This window comes from Micromonospora saelicesensis (genome assembly GCF_900091575.1).
Classification (GTDB): domain Bacteria; phylum Actinomycetota; class Actinomycetes; order Mycobacteriales; family Micromonosporaceae; genus Micromonospora; species Micromonospora saelicesensis.
The window spans coordinates 769,481-786,604 of sequence record NZ_FMCR01000001.1; the positions used below are offsets into that span (position 1 = coordinate 769,481).

The following is a 17,124-nucleotide window of genomic DNA, read 5'->3' on the forward strand; positions in this document are numbered from 1 at the left end:
GGTCACCGATCCGCGAGTCGTTGGTTGACGTAGTCGACGGCGAGCCGCGGCGTCTTCATGATCGACACGGCGTCGTCGGGGATGCGCACCTCGTACTCCTGCTGCACCCGCGCCGCCAGCTCCAACAGCGCGAGCGAGTCGTAGCCGAGGTCGTCGAACGGCGCGTCGAGCGTCGCCGGATCGGCCCAGTCGGTCTGCTCGACCACACCGGAACTGGTCTCCAGGATCCGACGCAGGTCGTCGAGGGTCAGCTGGCTCATGAGTTTCCTCCCGTCGGTCGTTGCCACCCGTCGCGCACGCCGCCGACCTGCGGGACCGGCGACTCGGGGTGCGGGACCTCCTCGGTGTCGACGTGGCCCAGCTCGGGGCGCGGCGCGAGCGGGCTGATCTGGAACACGATCAGCGCGGTCTCGCCACCGGCGTTGACGATGCGGTGCCGCTGGCCGCGACGGACCATGAGGGCCTCGTCGGCCGCGAGCTTGACCTCCGCGCCGTCGACCCGGATCACGACCTCGCCGCGCACCAGATAACAGAACTTGTCCGAGTACGGGTTGTACTGCTCCGCCAGGAACTCGCCCGGCTCCAGGCGGACCGTGCCCATGAAGCCCTCCGTCGCGTCGACGGTCTTCGGGCTGAGCAGGATCCGCACCTCGCCGCCGATCCGGTTGATGCCGGGCACGTCGGTGGCGGCGACCTTCACGATCGGTTGCCGATGCATTGTCATCCCTTCTCTGCGACGAGCACTCGGAACGGCAGGTCCGTCGGGTGGACGGTGGCCGGGCCGAAGCCCGCCGCAGCGAGGGCCCGGTTGTAGGCGGCGACGGAGTGCGACTCTCCCTCGAAGGTCCAGACCAACATCAGCACCGAGAAGAGGTACGGCGCCGGGTCCAGTGCCGGCGACTCGTCGCCCGTGGTGAAGCCGACGATGACCAGCCGGCCACCCGGCTTGACCACCGAACCGAGCCGGTTCACCAGCTCATGCACCCGCTCCTCGGAGAAGTGGTGGGTGACGTTGGTGAGCAGCACGACGTCGTAGGGGCCACCGAGATCGGTGGTGAACATGTCACCCGGCAGGAACGACGCCCGGTCGCGCACGCCGAGCCGCTCGGCGTGCTTCTCCGTCACGGCGAGCACGTTGGGCCAGTCCAGCGAGGTCACGGTCGCCTGCGGGTTGTGCTGCGCGAGCGTGTAGCCGTAGACGCCGTGGCCGCAGGCGACGTCGAGGATGTCGAGTTCGGCGCGCTCCTTCGTCCACGGCGCGAGCGCCTCGGCCATCACCTCGGCGGTCGGCTGGGCGACCTTCGTCGCGTACGCGGCGAAGTCCTCCCAGTAGGTGTACTCCGGGGTCTCGGCGTGCACGTCGAGGACGGTGCCGCCGGCCCGTACGGCGGCGCTGAGGTCGCGCAGCGCGTCCCACTCCCAGTCGCTCGACATCACCTTGACCATTCCGCCCAGGTAGTCGGGACGGGTGCTGACCAGGTGGTCGGCGGCCGCCGGGGTGAGCGAGAAGTGCTCGCCGGTCCGGTCGGTGAGGCGGATCGCGGTGAGCGCGTCGAGCAGGATGCGCGCGCCCCGCGGGTGGATGCCGAGCTTCGGAGCGAGCCCGCTGGCCGTGGCCGGGCCGGCGGCGAGCGCATCGAAAACGCCCAGCTCCACCCCGGTACGCAGCAGGCTCGTCTTCTTGTAGGCCTGCATCATGTCGTTGATGTCGCGGCGGGTCAGCGTCACGCGATGCTCCCTGTCTCGGGGCTCCAGGTGTAGAAGGGCGTCGCCTTCGAGTCCTGCAACTCGGTCATGCTGTCCGGCGCGTAGCGCTGCAGGTAGGCAGAGAGGCGCCGGTTGACCTCCTGGAAGTCCGCGCGGGCTCGGGCCGCGAGGAGCTTGTCGAAGACGTCGGTGTCGGCTTCGAGCAGGTGCATGTAGAGGTCCTGGTACTGGAAGAGCGTGCGCCGCGAGATGCCGACGACGTAGGGCATGTCGCCCTTGTCGTGCTCGGCGAAGAGCTCGGCGACCGCGTCGGCGTGACCGGGGGCCATCCGCATGACCATGAGGGCGCGGTAGGACATGTGCTCACGCTCCCCGCAGGATCGTGGCCAGGGCGGCGGTCAGGGTCTGCGCCTGGTCGTCGACCTGGCCGGCGCTGCGGAAGGCCACGATGCCGTCCGGGCGTACCAGCAGCGCCCCGCCGGGGCCGACGCCGCAGCTCGCGAGCCACGAGCCGTCGTCGGCGAGGTCACCGCCGGGACCGGCGGTCAGCGCCTTGATCGGAAGCCCGGTCTCCGCCGAGACCGCCTCGGCCGCCGCGAGCCAGGCGTCGTCGCCGGGAGCCGTGGCCAACGTCCAGCCCTCGGTCAGCACGTCGATCGTGGAGACCCGAGCGCCGTCCTGGTCGACCCAGCCGTGCGGGGCACGCGATCCGGGTTGGCCGGTGAAGGTCAGCTCGCGGGGCAGCAGCTCGGTGTCGGCGGGCGCGCCGACGATCGCGTTCGAGGTGTACCGGTAGCCCATCGTCACGATGACGAAGTCCCGGTAGGCGGCCTTGTCCTCGTCGGCGAGCTGACCCCGGGTGCGGAAGAGCATCCACGCCTGGTCGGCGGTCGCCGCGCCGACCGGGCGACGCTCGGCTTCGTAGGAGTCGAGCAGGCTCTCGTCGGCGTGCCCGTGAAGCACGTCGGCGAGCTTCCACGCCAGGTTGTGCGCGTCCTGGATGCCGGCGTTGACGCCGAAGCCGCCGGCCGGCGGGTGGGCGTGACAGGCGTCGCCGGCGAGGAAGACCCGCCCCGACTGGTACGCGTCGGCGACCATGTGCCGCGCGTCCCAGGGCTGAGCCGACTCGACCTCGACGTCCAGCTCGGGGTCACCGGCCGCGATCCGGGCCAGCTCGACGCAGCGTTCCGGGGTGAAGTCGGCCGGCGACTGCCCCCGCTCGGGGTAGTAGTTGACGCCGAACATCCACCGCCCCGGCTCGATGAAGAGCAGCAGACCCTGGGCCAGCTGGTTCATCAGGTAGATCAGCGTGAACCGGGGTGCCGACTCGGGCAGGTCGACCTTGGCGCGGAAGATGATGCTGACGAAGTTGCCGGCGACGCCGTTGCTGCGGTTTCCGATCTGGAGCAGGTCACGGACGGGGCTCTTCACGCCGTCTGCCGCGACGACGTAGCGCGCCCGGATGGTGCGTGTCGTGCCGTTGTCGTTGACGGTCGCGGTGACCCCGTCCTCGTCCTGGGTCAGCCCGATCAGCTCGTTCTGGAAGCGGATCTCCGCGCCCGCCTCGACGGCGGCGTCGTGGAGCAGCGGCTCGTAGTGGTCCTGGCCGCACCAGATCGGCCAGCTCGGCGTGAACTTGTCGTAGTCGACGTCGTGCGCCTCCATGACGAAGGACTTGTGCAGGTCGGCCAGGGACTGGGCGCCGAGCATGACCAGTGGTGTGGCGCGGCCGGCGCGGACGAGGTCGAGTTCGGCGCCCGGCCCGACGATCTTCATGCCGGCCTGCTGCACGGCCGGCTCCAGGCCGACGGTGCGGAAGATCTCCACAGTGCGGGCGTGCAGACCGGTCGCGCGGGGGATCGTCGACAGCCGGGGCCGACGTTCGACCAGGATCGGCCGGATCCCCTTGCGGGCCAGGAAGAGCGCGGTCGACAAGCCGACCGGGCCGCCGCCGACGATCAGGACGTCGGTGCTTCCGTCAGACATGAGCGTCCTCCGTGTAGACGACTTTGTAGAGGTGTCGTTCCGGCGTGGCGATCGCGCGCACCTCGCCGAAGTGGGGGTGGACCTCGGGGTTCTGGAGCATCGCGGTGAAGTGCTCTTCGCTCTTCCACTGCGCGTAGTTGACGACCCGGGTCCCGTCGAGGCTGGCGTGGATGTTCGCCGACACGAACCCGTCGACCTTGGACATCACCGCGTCGGTCGCCTCGATCAGGATGTCGACGAGCTTCTGCTGGTTGGCCGGCTCGACGGTGAAGATGTTGACCATCGTCACGACCGGCTGGTCGATGCCGATGTGTGCCATTGCGGGCTTCCTTTCCTAGATCGGACGCGCTTCGAGCAGGGCCCAGCCGCGGGACGCGGGGGTGTTGACCAGCTCGAAACCGGACGCGGTGAACAGCGCCTGCCATTCGCGGAGGTCGCGCTCCTTGCCGCCGAAGAGCACCAGCATGTCGATGTCGATGATCTTGGCGTGGTCCCACTGGTTGCGCGGCGGCACGATCTGGTCGATCGCGATGAGGCGGGAGTCGGCGTCGCCGATCGCCGCCCGGATCCGACGCAGCAGCGTGACGCAGGTGTCGTCGGGCCAGTTGTGGACGATCGACTTCAGGATGTACGCGTCGGCACCCGCTGGCAGCTCGTCGGTGAAGAAGTCGCCGCCCCGCACCTCGACCCGCTCGGTGACACCGTGCTCCTTGAGCAGCGGTTCGGCGTCGGCCACGACCTCGGGCAGATCGAAGAGGACACCGGTGCCCTCGGGGTGACGCTGGAGCATCTTGGCCAGGAAGTAGCCGTTGCTGCCGCCGATGTCGGCGATCCGGCCGAACCGCTCGGGCGCCAACTCCGCCGCGAACCGGTCGGCGAGCCGCCGGCTCCAGTGGGCCATGAAGCCCTCGAAGAACCGGTTGGCCTCCGGGTGGGCCTGGAGGTAGTCGTAGAAGCCCATGCCGAAGACCTTGTTGAAGGCCGGCTCGCCGGTGCGGACGCTGTGCAGGATCTCCGCGTACGGGAGGCGGTTGAAGTCGGCCCCGCTGAACTGCACCATCGGCCGCAGCCCGCCGATCCGGGCCGACGTCAGCCCCTCACCGAGCGGGGTCAGCGCGAACGACCCGTCCTCCTGCTCGTCGAAGATGCCGACCGCGGAGGCCGCGCGCAGGATCCGCCGTAGCGCGTCCTCGTGCGACTCGGTCGCCGCCGCCAGTTGGGCGACGGGCACCGGTCCGTCGACGAGCAGGTCGGCGACGCCGAGCTCGGTGACCACGTAGATCACGTTGGCGATCTGTTTGGCGCTTCCCAGCACCGCGATCTGCCGTTCACGCAGGTCAAGTGCCTGCTGCTCGTCGAAGTTCGCGACGGCGGCGAGGCTGGCGTCGGTCATCGTCCATTCCTTTCGTCGGTCACGACCATGGCCGCGTTGAACCCGCCGTAGCCCCTGGCGAGGACGAGCGCCGCGCGTACGGGTGTCTCCCGCGCGACGTCGCGCACCAGGTCGAGGTGCAGGCCCTCGGCCGGCTGGCGGATGTTGGTGGTGGGCGGGATGACTCCGTGCCGGATCGACAGCAGCGCGGACACGAGGTCGAGCGCCGCCCCGCCCGAGTAGAGCCGGCCGGTCATCGTCTTGGGCACGGTCACCGCCACCCCGCGTGGGCCGAAGACAGCGGTGATCGCCTCGGCCTCGACGCGGTCGAGCTCCGCGACACCGGCGCCGTCGGCGAAGACGACGTCGATGTCGGCTGGTGTGAGACCGGCGTCGGACACTGCCATTTCGGCCGCCCGACGCAGTCCCGGCGGGCGGCCGGAGCCGGGCCGGGGGTCGAACGTCGCGCCGTATCCGGCGATCACCCCGTAGACGGCGGCCCCGCGCCGGGCAGCGGCGAGTTCGTCCTCCAGCACGAGGATCGCCCCGCCCTCGCCCGGCACGTAACCCGAGGCGTTGGCGTCGAACGGCAGGAACGCCGTGGCCGGATCGCGCCCCGTGCTGAGGAGGCCGTTGGCGAGCTGGGCCGTCCAGCCCCACGGGCAGAGCGACGCGTCGACACCGCCGGTCATCACGAGCTGCACGCCCTTGCGCACCTGACGCCGGGCCTGCGCCACCGCGTCGAGCCCACCCGCCTGCTCGGTGACGAGCACCCCGGTCGGCCCACGCATCCCGTGGCGGATCGAGATCTGGCCGGTGTTGACAGCGTAGAACCAGGCGAACGACTGGTACGCGCTGACGTGCTCGGAGCCCTTGCTCCAGAGCTTCTCCAGCTCACGGTGGCCGAACTCGAAGCCGCCCGAAGCGCTGGCCGTCACGACACCCATGCCGAACTCGGGCAGCGCCGACGGGTCGACCGACGCATCGGCCAGCGCCCACTGCGCCGCCGTCAACGACAGCCGAGTCATGTGGTCGGTCTGCGCCATCAGCCGGCTCGGGATGTGATCGGCCGCCTCGTATCCGGGAACCTCGCCGGCCAACTGGGCCGGGTAACCCGAGGGGTCGAAACGGCTGATCGGCCCGATCCCACCCACCCCGGCGACGGTGGCCGCCCAGAAGGCGTCGCGGCCCAACCCGTTGGGCGCGGCCACCCCGACCCCGGTGACGACAGTGGTCATGCCACACGCGCCAGGAGCATCGCGCTCTGGAAGCCGCCGAACCCGCTGCCCACGCTCAACACCACGTCGGTCTGCTGCTCGCGGGCGGTGAGCGGCACGTAGTCGAGGTCGCACTCCGGGTCGCGTTCGTGCAGGTTGGCCGTCGGCGGCACCGCCCCGTGCTTGATCGCCAGGGCCGACGCCGCGATCTCGATCGAGCCGATGGCACCGAGCGAGTGGCCGATCATCGACTTGATGGAGCTGACCGGGGTGCGGTACGCGTGATCGCCGAGGCTCCGCTTGAACGCCGCCGTCTCGTGCCTGTCGTTCTGCTTCGTACCCGAGCCGTGCGCGTTGATGTAGTCGACGGCGTCGCCGGGCAGCCGGGCGTCGGCGAGCGCGACGCGGATCGCCTCGGCCATCTCCCGCCCGTCGGGCCGCAGGCCGGTCATGTGGAACGCGTTGGAGCGCGAGGCGAACCCGACCAACTCGGCGTAGATCTGCGCACCTCGCCGGCGGGCGTGCTCGAGCTCTTCGAGGACGAACATCGCCGAACCCTCGCCGAGAACGAACCCGTCGCGACTGTTGTCGAACGGCCGCGAGGCGTGCGTCGGGTCGTCGTTGCGGGCCGTGGTCGCCTTGATCGCGTCGAAGCAGGCCACAGTGATCGGCGAGATCGGGGCGTCGGTCGCGCCGGCGATCATCACGTCGGCCGAGCCCTCCCGGATCAGCTCCCGGGCGTGGCCGACCGAGTCGAGGCCCGACGTGCAGCCGGTGGAGACCACCGTCGCCGGACCTTCCGCCCCGACCGACCACGCCACCTCGCGGGCGAACGAGCTCGGAACCAGATAGTCGTAGAGGTGCGGGGTGGCGTACCGGTGATCGGTCAGCCATTTCCGGCCGCCGTCGCTGACCACGACGTACTCCTCTTCGAGGCTCATCGTGGCCCCGACCGCCGTGCCGACGCTGACGCCGACCCGGGTCGGGTCGGCGACCTCGAAGCCGCTGTCGGCCAGCGCCTCCCGGGTGCAGACCACGGCCATCTGGGCCGCCCGGTCCATCCGACGGACCTCCTGCGGCGACAGGCCCTCGGCGACCGGGTCGAAGTCGGCCTCCGCGGCCACCCGCGACCGGAAGGGGGTGGCGTCGAAGAACGACAGGGTACGGGTGGCCGTGCGGCCAGCGGTCAACAGTTCCCAGAACGCCTTGGTGCCCAGTCCACCGGGGGCGATGACGCCAATCCCGGTAATGACCACCCGACGGTCGGATGTGCTCGTCATGGAAGACCTCCTGGCCGCGATGTCCGTGTGAAAGCTAGGGACGGCCGGTCGAACGGCGCTGGAGCGTCGGTCGAGGGCCTGTCACGAGGCCCTGGCAAGCCCCGGGCGCAGTGGCCCGCCGGCGGCCAACACCTCCCGCTGGAGCCGCTGGAGGTCAGGCGAAGGGTCCAGGCCCAACTCCTCACTGAGCACCCGGCGCAGGTGGTGGTACGCCTGCAACGCCTCACCACGGCGCCCCGAGCGGCTGAGCGCCACGATGAGCTGGCGGTGGAACCACTCGTTGAGCGGGTACGTGCCCACGAGATAGCGCAGCTCGCCGATCAGCTCCCGGTGGCGGCCGAGCGTGATGTCGGCCTGGATGCGCAGCTCCAGCGCCCGGATCCACTGCTCCTGGAGGTGGATCGCGTGCGCCTCCAACGCCGGCCCGAACGTCACGTTGGCGCCCACCGGCCCCGTCCACATGGCCAGCGCCCGCCGCAGCACCTCGGCGCCCTCCTCGGGCCGGTCCGACTCGATGTGCGAGCGCCCCTGGTCGAGCATCGTCTCGAACACCTCGGCGTCGAGCTGGCCCGGCTCCACCCTGAGCAGGTAGCCGCGGGCACGGCTCTCCAGCACGGTCCGGTCCGGGGTCTCTATGCCCTCTTTCGCGAAGAGCTTGCGCAGGTGGTAGATGTAGGTCTGCACCGTGGTGACGGCGCTGCGCGCCGGATCGTCACCCCACAACTCCCGGATTATCGAGTCGACCAACACGACCCGATTGGCCCGCATCACCAGCAACGCCAACACGGTCCGCACCTTCGGCGGCGTCGGCGTGCAGATCCGGCCCTCGTGGATCACTTCCAGCGACCCGAGGATCTCGTACCTGACCACAGTGGTCCCCCCATTCCCCATAGCACTCGTCGAGACGCTCTCAAGCTATGGATGAGCGGGGCGTGTCGGAACGACCGCAGGTAGCGACATCACGGGTTCTTCCGAGGATCGATGCGTGTCGAAAGTTGTACGGCGGATACCCCTTTGATCGCTCGATGCTTCCTCCAGGCAACCTCCACCAGGGGCGGGAAGACTCGCCGGGCCCCCACGCCCCTCGGGTTAGGAGTCACACATGTCGCGCCGCCTCTTCACCTCCGAGTCGGTCACCGAAGGTCATCCCGACAAGATCGCCGATCAGATCAGCGACGGGATCCTCGACGCGTTACTGGCGCAGGACCCGCACAGCCGGGTCGCCGTCGAAAGCCTGATCACCACCGGCCAGGTCCACGTCGCGGGCGAGGTCACCACGCAGGCCTACGCCGACATCCCGCGCATCGTGCGGGAAACGGTCCTGGGCATCGGGTACGACTCGTCGAAGAAGGGCTTCGACGGCGCATCCTGCGGCGTCAGCATCTCGATCGGCGCCCAGTCGCCCGACATCGCGCAGGGTGTCGACACGGCGATCGAGCTGCGCGACGGTTCGTCCGGCGGTGGGCTCGACGCCCAGGGCGCCGGCGACCAGGGCATGATGTTCGGCTTCGCCTGCTCGGAGACGCCGGAGCTGATGCCGCTGCCGATCGCGCTGGCCCATCGGCTGGCCCGTCGGCTGGCCGCCGTCCGCAAGGACGGCACGGTGCCCTACCTGCGGCCGGACGGCAAAACCCAGGTCACCGTCGAGTACGACGGCCTACGACCGGTCCGGCTCGACACCGTCGTGGTCTCCACGCAGCACGCCGCCCACATCTCCCTCGACGAACTGCTCGCCCCCGACATCCGGGACCACGTGATCACGCCGGAGCTGGAGGCGCTCGACCTCGACACCGAGGGTTACCGACTGCTGGTCAACCCGACTGGCCGGTTCGAGATCGGTGGCCCGATGGGCGACGCCGGCCTGACCGGACGGAAGATCATCGTCGACACCTACGGCGGGTACGCCCGGCACGGTGGTGGCGCGTTCTCGGGCAAGGACCCGTCGAAGGTCGACCGCTCGGCGGCGTACGCGATGCGGTGGGTGGCGAAGAACGTGGTCGCCGCGGGCCTGGCCGAACGGTGCGAGGCACAGGTGGCCTACGCGATCGGCAAGGCCCACCCGGTGAGCCTGTTCGTGGAGACGTTCGGGACGGAGACGGTGCCGCTCGACCGGATCGAGAAGGCGATCGGCGAGGTCTTCGACCTGCGCCCGGCGGCGATCATCCGTGACCTGGACCTCCTGCGTCCGATCTACCAGCAGACGGCCGCCTACGGCCACTTCGGCCGTGAACTCCCGGACCTGACCTGGGAGCGCACGGACCGCGCCGCCGACCTCAAGGCCGCTTGTTGAGGAACGTCGCCGGTCGCCAGGGCCTGTTTCATAAGAACTGGCCCTAGAACGGCGGGCGGCGCGGGCGTGGCACCAACCGGTCGTGTGGCAGCGTCACCAGTGACGCTGCCACCGCCTTGTTGACCGCGTCGATGCGGGAGACCGCGCCGAGCTTCGCGAAGATTCGACGCAAATGGCTCTTCACAGTGGCCTCGGTCAGGTCGAGCCGCCGTGCGATCTGGGCGTTGGTCATCGCCTCGGCCGCGAGTTGCAGGATCTCCAGCTCGACGGGGGACAGAATGGCGGACTCCGCGTTCTGCACCTGCACCAGGCTCTGACCGGAGACCGAGAGCAGCACCGAGCCGCTGCCGTCGCGCGCCTTGCGGATCGCGGCGACCAGTTCCTCACGACCCACGCTCTTGAGCAGGTAGGCGCGCACCCCGGCGGCGATCAGACGGCGCAGCAGGTCGGGGCTGTCATACATGCTGAGGATGACGACTGCGCTGTCGGGCGACACCTCACGGATGCGGCGCACCGTGACCACCGGGTCGTCGCCGGGAATCTCGACGTCGAGCAACACCACGTCGGGACGCTCCGACGCCGCCTTGGCGACCGCGGTGGCCGAGTCGCCCGCCTCGTCGACCACGTCGAGGTCGGCGTGCACCTCGAGCACCCAGCGCAGCCCCTCGCGGACGAGAGCGTGGTCGTCGACTATGAGGATGGTGGTGGCGCCGGCGGGAGACCCGCCGTCGGACCGCGTCAACCTAACCCCCAGACCCCATCCCCCGCCGCCAGCGTGCACACGATTGGCACCGTATCGCGGACGTGTGACACCACAGCCATCGTGGCGTCCTCCCGACACGAAGAACGCCACGATCGCCGTGCGACTCTGTCAGTCTCGTGTGGACAGACGGACCAACTCGCCGATGCCGAGGCCCTTGTTGGCGATGTAGAAGCTGCCGTCGGAAGCGATGGCGAACGACATCGGGGAGTCCAGGCCGGTGCTCGCCAGCTCCCGGTGGCTACCGTCGCGCTCCACCCGGATCAACGCACCGGTGGAGTCCCCGGAGCTGAGCCCGTTCTTCGCGATCTCCAGCACGACCAGTCGACCCCGCTTGTCGAACGCGATGTCGATGATGTTGGTGAAGCCGGTCGCGAAGATGGTCGGCTCCTGCCCGGGCACCAGCCGCCACACCCGGGCGCCGCCGTTCGGGAAGGGGTGCCCGGTCAGCTGTCCGATGTAGAGGGCACCGTCCGGCCCGCGGGTGATGGTGACCGGCACGAACTGGATCGGCGTCGTCGAGCCAGGCGGCAGGCCCCACTCCGGCGGCGCAGGAACCTGCTCCTGTGGCCACACATGTTCGGCAGTGACCGCGCCACGGCGGTCGATCTTGAGCACGTCGTTGGCGGCCGCGTCGAGCGCGTAGACGTCACGCCCGTCGGCGACCACGGCGTACGGCTGGCTCTCCGGAATGACCCCGTCGGGGTTGTTCTGCCCCTCGAAGGCGGAAAGGTCGCCGACGACCGACCAGCGGCGCTTCCCCTCGACCCGGAGGACCGTCCCCATCGTGGCCCCGGCCGCACCGAGCAGGTCGCGCGAGACCGGGTCGGTGCTGTAGCCCATCGCCACCAGCAGCTTGCCCTGCCGGTCGAACGCCAGGTCGTGGGCCCCGTAGACGGAGAAGCCGCCGCCGGTGCTCCGCAGCGACGGCAGACCCGTCACGACTCGCTTCTGCCAGCCGTGACGGACCGCCGTGATCGCACCGGTCGAGCCGTAGCAGAGGTTGGTGCCGAACGTGCCGGGGATGCACACGTCGTCGCCGCCGAGCCCGGCCTCGGCGACGTAGACGGTGCCGGCCCGGTCGATGGCGACACCGCGAGGGTTGTCGAGGTTGCGGGCGACGACGGTCAGTCGCCCAGTGGTCGAGGTGGCCGCAGTGGCGGGCGCGGCAATGCCGGCCACCAGTACCAGCGGCACAGCCAGCGACAACGTTCGTCGCATCGCGTCGAGCATGGGTTCTCCTCAGCATGCGGGGTTCGGATGCGAACGACGCTGCCGTCGTTGCCTCGAGGCCCGGTGGAGGAAGGCTCGACAGGTCCGCCTACTCCGGCTGATTGGGAGTGCCGCGCCCCAGCTCATAGGGGGATGTCACGCCCTCGTAGGCGAGGTGCATCACCATGCCGTTGGCCGCGTGGTCGAGGTTGTGGCAGTGGTCCATCCAGAGCCCCGGGTTGTCCGCCTTGAAGCCGATTTCGTAGATCTCACCGGGGATCACGTCGAGGCTGTCGATCCACCACGGCGACCCGGTCGCGCGGACCCCGTTGCGGGACAGCACCAACGCGTGGTGGCCGTGCAGATGCATCGGGTGGTTCTGGTGGCTGCGGTTGACGATCCGCACCTTGACCACGTCGTCCATCCGAACCATCAGCGTCGGCGTGTCGGGGAAGCTGTGCCCGTTGATGATCGGCACCAGGTGCAGCCCCCCGTTGTAGAAGGACAGCCGGTCGTCGAGGAGCTGGGTGAACGAGCGGTCGTACGACGAGCCGGCGTCGAAGGGCCGGGAGCCGCCAGAACCGTACGAGAGCGGGTCGAAGTGGTCCCCGTCGTCGACGATCTTCGGCGTCGAGGTGTCACCCGGTGGCGCCAGGACCAGCCCGCCGTCGCGGTTGGCGAGGTCGGTCAGGCGCACCGGGCCCGCCGGCATCGTGAACGTCACGTCGTAGCGTCCACCGGTCGCCAGCCCGAACCGCGGGTCGGTCAGCGGGGTCGGGCCGTTGACGTCGACCCCGTCGATCGCCGCCACCCGCACCGGCGTGCCGTTGACCGTCAGAGCCCGCGGCCGACTGTCGGTGGACGGGTTGTTGTCGGTGTTGATCAGGCGCAGTCGCACCGGCGTGCCCGGGGCGACCTCCTGGCGTTGCAGCGTGTCGCTGGTGCCGAACGAGACGATGTTGTCGTCCGGCGTACGCCACTCGTGGGCCTGCACGACGAAGTCACGCTCGCCGGGGGGTGGGCCGTCGCGCGGCTCGACGATCAGCGCGCCGAACAGACCCCGCCGGATCGCCTCGAGCGGGTTCTGGTGGGTGTGGTACCAGAACGTGCCGACCTGCTCGGCGATGAACCGGTAGGTGAAGCTGCCGCCCGGCTCCACCGCGTTCTGCGTCGCGCCGGCCACGCCGTCCTCACCGTTGGGGACGTCGAGGCCGTGCCAGTGGATGGTCACGTTCTCGTCGGGAATCTCGTTGTGCAGCGTCACCTCGACGAGGTCACCCTCACGGACCCGCAGCTCCGGACCGGGCGACTGTCCGTTGTACGTCAGTGCCTTGATCTCGGTGCCCGACGAGAGCCGTACCGTTGCGTTCTTCGCGGTCAGCGTGAAGGCCTTGTTGGGCTTGCCGGTCTGCGGCCCACGCAGCTCGTCGACGGAGGTCCCGCCGTGACCACCGTGACCGATCGAGGGGCCACCGCCGTAGTCGACGTTGTCGTGGGACGTCATGGACATGCGGTCCGGCAGCCTGCTGCTCTGGGCCACGTAGGTGATGCCGGCGGCGACGACCAGCACCACGACGGCGGCCTGTGCGGTGGCGCGCAGGGCGCTGGCACGCCGGCCCCGACGCGCGAAGTCGGTCGCGGTGACGACCCGCAGGCGACGCCCCTGCCAGAACCACAGCACCAACACCGACAGCAGGATCGGCGCGGCGTGGGTCGCGATGTCGTCGAGGTAGGACGGGACCGGACGGGACACGTACGCGAAGTAGACGCCAATGACCGTCGCCACGGCCGTGACCTGGACCGGCACGACGAATCGGGGATCGGCGGCGGCGGAGCGCGTCTCGACGTCCACCGGTGCGTCGTCACGGTTGGCCAGGGCGCGCAGGCCCGGCACGGTCCAGATGACGACGGCCAGCATCGGCAGCAGCAGGAGCGGCATCTGCACGATCACGCGGTTGTCGGCAAAGATCCAGTCGACGGCGAGCATCAGCCCGATCGCGACGCACTTGACGACCAGCACCACCAGCGCGGCGACGAGCAGACGCAGCAGCCGACGGGCGCTCTTGCGCAGCGCCTCGGGCGTCGGCCGCCAGGCCAGCCGCGTGGCGAGGATCGCCGCGGACAGCCAGATCAGGAACAGGACCCCGGCCAGGATCCCATCGGCGTTCTCTCCGACCTCAAACATGACGCCAACATACGAAGGATGCGCACCCCACGGCATCCGTTGAGCAACGGCCGATGCGTACGGCGATCGCCGTAGCCGGCACCGCCTGCGAAACAAGTGCCGTAGTCAGCTGCCGGGCGCGACGAGCCCCGTCTGGTAGGCGAGGACGACGAGTTGCGCGCGGTCGCGGACGCGGAGCTTGACCATGGCCCGGTGGACGTGGGTACGGGCCGTGGCCGGGCTCATCGACAGCCGGCGCCCGATCTCCTCGTTCGTCAGCCCGCTGGCCACCAGGCTCATCACCTCGCGCTCACGGTCGGTCAACACCGCCAGCCGGCCGCCGTCGACCGGCGTCGGCGCGACAGTGCTGACGAACGCGCTCACCAGCCGGCTCGTCACCCGCGGCGAGATCAACATGTCGCCGCCGGCCACCACCCGCACCGCCTGGCGCAGCTCGTCGGGTTCGATGTCCTTGAGCAGGAACCCGCTCGCGCCGGCGCGCAGCGCCTCGAAGACGTACTCGTCGAGCTCGAAGGTGGTCAGGACGATGACCCGCACGGCCGGGAACCGCTCGACGATCGCGGCCGTGGCCCGGACGCCGTCGAGCACCGGCATTCGCACGTCCATCAGCACGATGTCCGGCCGGGTCGCGGCGACCATCTCGACAGCCTGGGCGCCGTTGGACGCCTCACCGACCACCTCCAGGTCGTCGCTGTGGTCGAGCAGGCCCCGGAAGCCGGCCCGCACGAGTGTCTGGTCGTCCGCCAGCACCATCCGGATCGTCACGCTGTCTCCTCCACCTCGACCGGCAGCCGCGCGGCCACTCGGAACCCCCCGCCCTGCGGCCGGGGCCCGGCCTCGAGCGACCCGCCGGCGGCCGTGGCCCGTTCCCGCATGCCGGCCACCCCGTGCCCCCGCTGGCTCGCCCCGGACCCGACCCCGTCGTCCACGATCTCCACCGTGACGGCGTCGCCCGCGTAGGCGATGGTGACGTCGACGGTCGTCGCTTCGGCGTGTTTGACCGTGTTGGTGATCGACTCCTGCACGATCCGGTAGACCGAGAGCGCCACCTCCGGCGGGATCGGGCGCGGGGTGCCGGCGATCCCCGACCGCACCTTCACGCCGGCCTGTTCGGCGACCGCGAAGACGCGGGCCAGGTCAGGCACCTCCCCGGCGTCGCGGAGCATGCCGATCGCCGAGCGGACCTCGTGCATGGCGTCACGTGCCGCGCCCCGGATGCTCCGCAGCGCGGCCCGCGCCTCGGCCGGCTTGCTGTCGAAGATGTCGTCGGCGAGGCTCGCCTGCACACTGATCGCGGCGATCGTGTGACCGAGTACGTCGTGGACCTCGCGGGCGATGCGGAGTCGCTCCTGGGCGACCTCGTGCTGACGCTCCTGGCGCATCACGGCGAGGCGCTGCTGTGCCTCGGCCAGCCGGACCCGGCGGGTGCGGATCGTCTCGGCGAGCAGCACCACGGCCGCGAGCAGCGAGCCCTCTTCGAGGGTGGCCGAGAGGGCGGGAAAGAAACCCTCGCCGAGCAGCGTGTACCGCATGATCAGCTCAAGGACGACGAAGAACCCGGCGACGATGAGCGCCCAGGTGAACCGGCCGGCGGCCGCGACGGAGAAGAGCGCGGCGGCCAACGGGAGGGCGGGCGGGATGCCCGGGTACTCGAGCGCGTAGTAGATCATCAGCGCGGTGACCGAACCGACCAGCACCAGCAGCGGCCAGCGGCGCCGGAAGACCAGCAGCAGCCCGATCACCGCGCCGATCGCGTAGGCGCGCGCGTCCGGCGGCCGGGCGCCGGGCTCGTCGGCGACCCGGATCGCCACCGCCACGACGGCCGCGACGACGACGGCGATGAGGGCATCGATCGCGATTCGTCGGATGGCCGGGTTCATGTCCGCAACGGTACGACGCGGGCACGGTCCGTTAGCGAGGGCCCCTTCCCGACCGGGAACCGTCGGCAAGGGGCCCGTCGGCTCAGCCGCGGCGGAGCGAGAGCAGGGTCTGCCCGGTGGGGATCACCGTGCTGCCCGCCACCTGGAGCCCGGCCTTCTCGCCCAGTTCGGCGTACTCGCGCCAGGTCCTCGCCTTGCCCGCCATGAGCGAGAGCAGGCGCAGGTCCATCTGGGTGATGAACATCAGCCGGGCCGGGTCGTCGGGGAAGTTGTCGTTCTCGTCCTTCACCAGGATCTGCACGATCAGCACCTTTCCGGTCGTGCCGATCGCATCCGCTGCCCGCTGGAGGATCTTCTCGGCGGCGCTGTCGTTCCAGTCGTGCAGAACGTTCGACAGGATGTAGACGTCGGCGCCGGCCGGGAGCGGGTCGAAGATGCTCCCGCTGACCACCTCGGCGCGGTCGGCGATGCCCGCCGCCTCGAACCGGGCCCGGCCCTGCTCGACGACACCCGGCAGGTCGACCACGGTGCCACGCAGGTGCGGCTGGGCCTTGAGGATCTCGGTGAGCAGTGCACCGGTGCCACCGCCGACGTCGACGACGTGGTTGACGGTGCTCCAGTCGTAGCCCTGGACGACCTGGTCGAAGTAGCTCGCGTGGGTGGCCATCAGCGCGCCGAACGACGTGGCCCGGTCGGGGTTGGTGGACAGGTCGTCCCAGAACTCGATGCCGTAACGCACGGGGTACGCGGCGTCGCCGGTGCGGATCGAGTGGGTCAGCGAGCTGAACGTGCCCTCGATCCGGCCGGCCATCGAGTCGACGTCGAGCCAGGGACGCTGGGCGGCGGGGTGGTCGGTCTTGAGGAACTCGGCGGCTTCCGTCAGGGCGTACACCCGCGGCTCGGTCTCCTTGAAGACGCCGCGGACCGCGAGGTAGCGCAGCAGCCGGTGCAGCGCGTCGGGATTGGCCTTCGTCGCCGCGGCGAGCTCGTCGAGCGTGGTGGTGCCCGCGGCGATCAGGTCGGCGAGGCCGAGCGTCGCCGCGGCCCGCACTGCCCACGGCGTGATCGTGTCGGTCAGCGAGTAGAGATTGACCCGATTTTCCGTCATGGCGGCGAGCTTCGACGACGGCGCTCGAGACCGGCTCGAAGCCGCGTCGATCGACCGGTTCTCCAGCCGGGTTCGAGTGGACGGGCGCAGGCTGCGCCTGTCACGGCCGCCATGCGAAGGGGACACG

17 protein-coding genes are annotated in these 17,124 nt (G+C 70.2%); 1 reads left to right on the plus strand and 16 read right to left on the minus strand.

The genetic code is table 11. From position 1 onward, the window contains the following. Positions 1 to 2 precede the first annotated feature (2 nt). From GA0070561_RS03670 to GA0070561_RS03715, 10 genes are all read right to left on the minus strand, one after another. Entirely contained in the window at positions 3 to 260 is a 258-nt protein-coding gene (locus GA0070561_RS03670; RefSeq protein WP_091394916.1) for an acyl carrier protein, read from the minus strand. Further along, positions 257 to 718, minus strand: coding sequence for a cupin domain-containing protein (locus GA0070561_RS03675; protein WP_091394919.1), 462 nt, complete (start codon positions 716 to 718; stop codon positions 257 to 259). Before GA0070561_RS03675 ends, GA0070561_RS03670 begins: the two co-directional genes overlap by 4 nt. Positions 719 to 720: 2 nt before the next feature. Further along, positions 721 to 1,728 carry a class I SAM-dependent methyltransferase gene (locus tag GA0070561_RS03680; RefSeq protein ID WP_244166045.1) on the minus strand — a complete coding sequence of 336 codons (1,008 nt, stop codon included), beginning with the start codon at positions 1,726 to 1,728 and terminating at the stop codon, positions 721 to 723. Next, positions 1,725 to 2,066, minus strand: a complete 342-nt coding sequence (locus tag GA0070561_RS03685) for a TcmI family type II polyketide cyclase (protein ID WP_091394922.1) — start codon at positions 2,064 to 2,066, stop codon at positions 1,725 to 1,727. Before GA0070561_RS03685 ends, GA0070561_RS03680 begins: the two co-directional genes overlap by 4 nt. Positions 2,067 to 2,070: 4 nt before the next feature. After that, positions 2,071 to 3,693 (minus strand): FAD-dependent oxidoreductase, encoded by a 1,623-nt coding sequence (locus GA0070561_RS03690; RefSeq protein WP_091394925.1) that lies wholly within the window; start codon positions 3,691 to 3,693, stop codon positions 2,071 to 2,073. Next, positions 3,686 to 4,012, minus strand: a complete 327-nt coding sequence (locus tag GA0070561_RS03695; protein ID WP_091394929.1) for an antibiotic biosynthesis monooxygenase family protein — start codon at positions 4,010 to 4,012, stop codon at positions 3,686 to 3,688. Before GA0070561_RS03695 ends, GA0070561_RS03690 begins: the two co-directional genes overlap by 8 nt. Positions 4,013 to 4,027: 15 nt before the next feature. After that, complete coding sequence (locus GA0070561_RS03700) at positions 4,028 to 5,086, minus strand: methyltransferase (RefSeq protein WP_091394932.1); 1,059 nt, start codon at positions 5,084 to 5,086, stop codon at positions 4,028 to 4,030. After that, on the minus strand, positions 5,083 to 6,303 hold the full coding sequence (locus tag GA0070561_RS03705) for a ketosynthase chain-length factor (protein ID WP_091394934.1): 1,221 nt from the start codon (positions 6,301 to 6,303) through the stop codon (positions 5,083 to 5,085). Before GA0070561_RS03705 ends, GA0070561_RS03700 begins: the two co-directional genes overlap by 4 nt. Continuing rightward, a complete protein-coding gene (locus GA0070561_RS03710) occupies positions 6,300 to 7,562 on the minus strand; it encodes a beta-ketoacyl-[acyl-carrier-protein] synthase family protein (RefSeq protein WP_091394937.1) in 1,263 nt (420 codons plus the stop codon). The genes GA0070561_RS03705 and GA0070561_RS03710 overlap by 4 nt, the downstream gene beginning before the upstream one ends. 81 nt (positions 7,563 to 7,643) lie before the next feature. Then, positions 7,644 to 8,432, minus strand: coding sequence for an AfsR/SARP family transcriptional regulator (locus tag GA0070561_RS03715; RefSeq protein WP_091397314.1), 789 nt, complete (start codon positions 8,430 to 8,432; stop codon positions 7,644 to 7,646). Between the two features lie 232 nt (positions 8,433 to 8,664). Here GA0070561_RS03715 and metK point away from each other — a divergent pair, with 232 nt between their 5' ends. Further along, positions 8,665 to 9,852 carry a methionine adenosyltransferase gene (metK, locus tag GA0070561_RS03720; protein ID WP_091394940.1) on the plus strand — a complete coding sequence of 396 codons (1,188 nt, stop codon included), beginning with the start codon at positions 8,665 to 8,667 and terminating at the stop codon, positions 9,850 to 9,852. Positions 9,853 to 9,895: 43 nt separating this feature from the next. Here the strand turns inward: metK and GA0070561_RS03725 are convergent, their stop codons facing one another. The 6 genes from GA0070561_RS03725 to GA0070561_RS03750 form a co-directional block, all read right to left on the minus strand. Beyond that, positions 9,896 to 10,594, minus strand: a complete 699-nt coding sequence (locus tag GA0070561_RS03725; protein ID WP_181539555.1) for a response regulator — start codon at positions 10,592 to 10,594, stop codon at positions 9,896 to 9,898. Positions 10,595 to 10,723: 129 nt separating this feature from the next. After that, positions 10,724 to 11,845 (minus strand): ScyD/ScyE family protein, encoded by a 1,122-nt coding sequence (locus tag GA0070561_RS03730; RefSeq protein WP_091394946.1) that lies wholly within the window; start codon positions 11,843 to 11,845, stop codon positions 10,724 to 10,726. Between the two features lie 88 nt (positions 11,846 to 11,933). Beyond that, positions 11,934 to 14,009 (minus strand): multicopper oxidase family protein, encoded by a 2,076-nt coding sequence (locus tag GA0070561_RS03735; protein ID WP_141710310.1) that lies wholly within the window; start codon positions 14,007 to 14,009, stop codon positions 11,934 to 11,936. 105 nt (positions 14,010 to 14,114) lie between these two features. Next, a complete protein-coding gene (locus GA0070561_RS03740; RefSeq protein ID WP_091394952.1) occupies positions 14,115 to 14,774 on the minus strand; it encodes a response regulator in 660 nt (219 codons plus the stop codon). After that, entirely contained in the window at positions 14,771 to 15,889 is a 1,119-nt protein-coding gene (locus GA0070561_RS03745; protein WP_091394956.1) for a sensor histidine kinase, read from the minus strand. The genes GA0070561_RS03740 and GA0070561_RS03745 overlap by 4 nt, the downstream gene beginning before the upstream one ends. Positions 15,890 to 15,971: 82 nt before the next feature. Then, complete coding sequence (locus GA0070561_RS03750) at positions 15,972 to 16,997, minus strand: methyltransferase (protein ID WP_091394959.1); 1,026 nt, start codon at positions 16,995 to 16,997, stop codon at positions 15,972 to 15,974. Positions 16,998 to 17,124 lie beyond the last annotated feature (127 nt).

Excerpts from the sequence above, each read along its gene's own strand:
- GA0070561_RS03685 (WP_091394922.1), bottom strand. The coding sequence starts at position 2,066 with ATGTCCTACCGCGCCCTCATGGTCATGCGGATGGCCCCCGGTCACGCC.
- GA0070561_RS03700 (WP_091394932.1), bottom strand. The coding sequence starts at position 5,086 with ATGACCGACGCCAGCCTCGCCGCCGTCGCGAACTTCGACGAGCAGCAG.
- GA0070561_RS03675 (WP_091394919.1), bottom strand. The coding sequence starts at position 718 with ATGCATCGGCAACCGATCGTGAAGGTCGCCGCCACCGACGTGCCCGGC.
- metK (WP_091394940.1), top strand. The coding sequence starts at position 8,665 with ATGTCGCGCCGCCTCTTCACCTCCGAGTCGGTCACCGAAGGTCATCCC.
- GA0070561_RS03695 (WP_091394929.1), bottom strand. The coding sequence starts at position 4,012 with ATGGCACACATCGGCATCGACCAGCCGGTCGTGACGATGGTCAACATC.
- GA0070561_RS03730 (WP_091394946.1), bottom strand. The coding sequence starts at position 11,845 with ATGCTCGACGCGATGCGACGAACGTTGTCGCTGGCTGTGCCGCTGGTA.
- GA0070561_RS03705 (WP_091394934.1), bottom strand. The coding sequence starts at position 6,303 with ATGACCACTGTCGTCACCGGGGTCGGGGTGGCCGCGCCCAACGGGTTG.
- GA0070561_RS03690 (WP_091394925.1), bottom strand. The coding sequence starts at position 3,693 with ATGTCTGACGGAAGCACCGACGTCCTGATCGTCGGCGGCGGCCCGGTC.
- GA0070561_RS03750 (WP_091394959.1), bottom strand. The coding sequence starts at position 16,997 with ATGACGGAAAATCGGGTCAATCTCTACTCGCTGACCGACACGATCACG.
- GA0070561_RS03745 (WP_091394956.1), bottom strand. The coding sequence starts at position 15,889 with ATGAACCCGGCCATCCGACGAATCGCGATCGATGCCCTCATCGCCGTC.
- GA0070561_RS03710 (WP_091394937.1), bottom strand. The coding sequence starts at position 7,562 with ATGACGAGCACATCCGACCGTCGGGTGGTCATTACCGGGATTGGCGTC.
- GA0070561_RS03735 (WP_141710310.1), bottom strand. The coding sequence starts at position 14,009 with ATGTTTGAGGTCGGAGAGAACGCCGATGGGATCCTGGCCGGGGTCCTG.
- GA0070561_RS03670 (WP_091394916.1), bottom strand. The coding sequence starts at position 260 with ATGAGCCAGCTGACCCTCGACGACCTGCGTCGGATCCTGGAGACCAGT.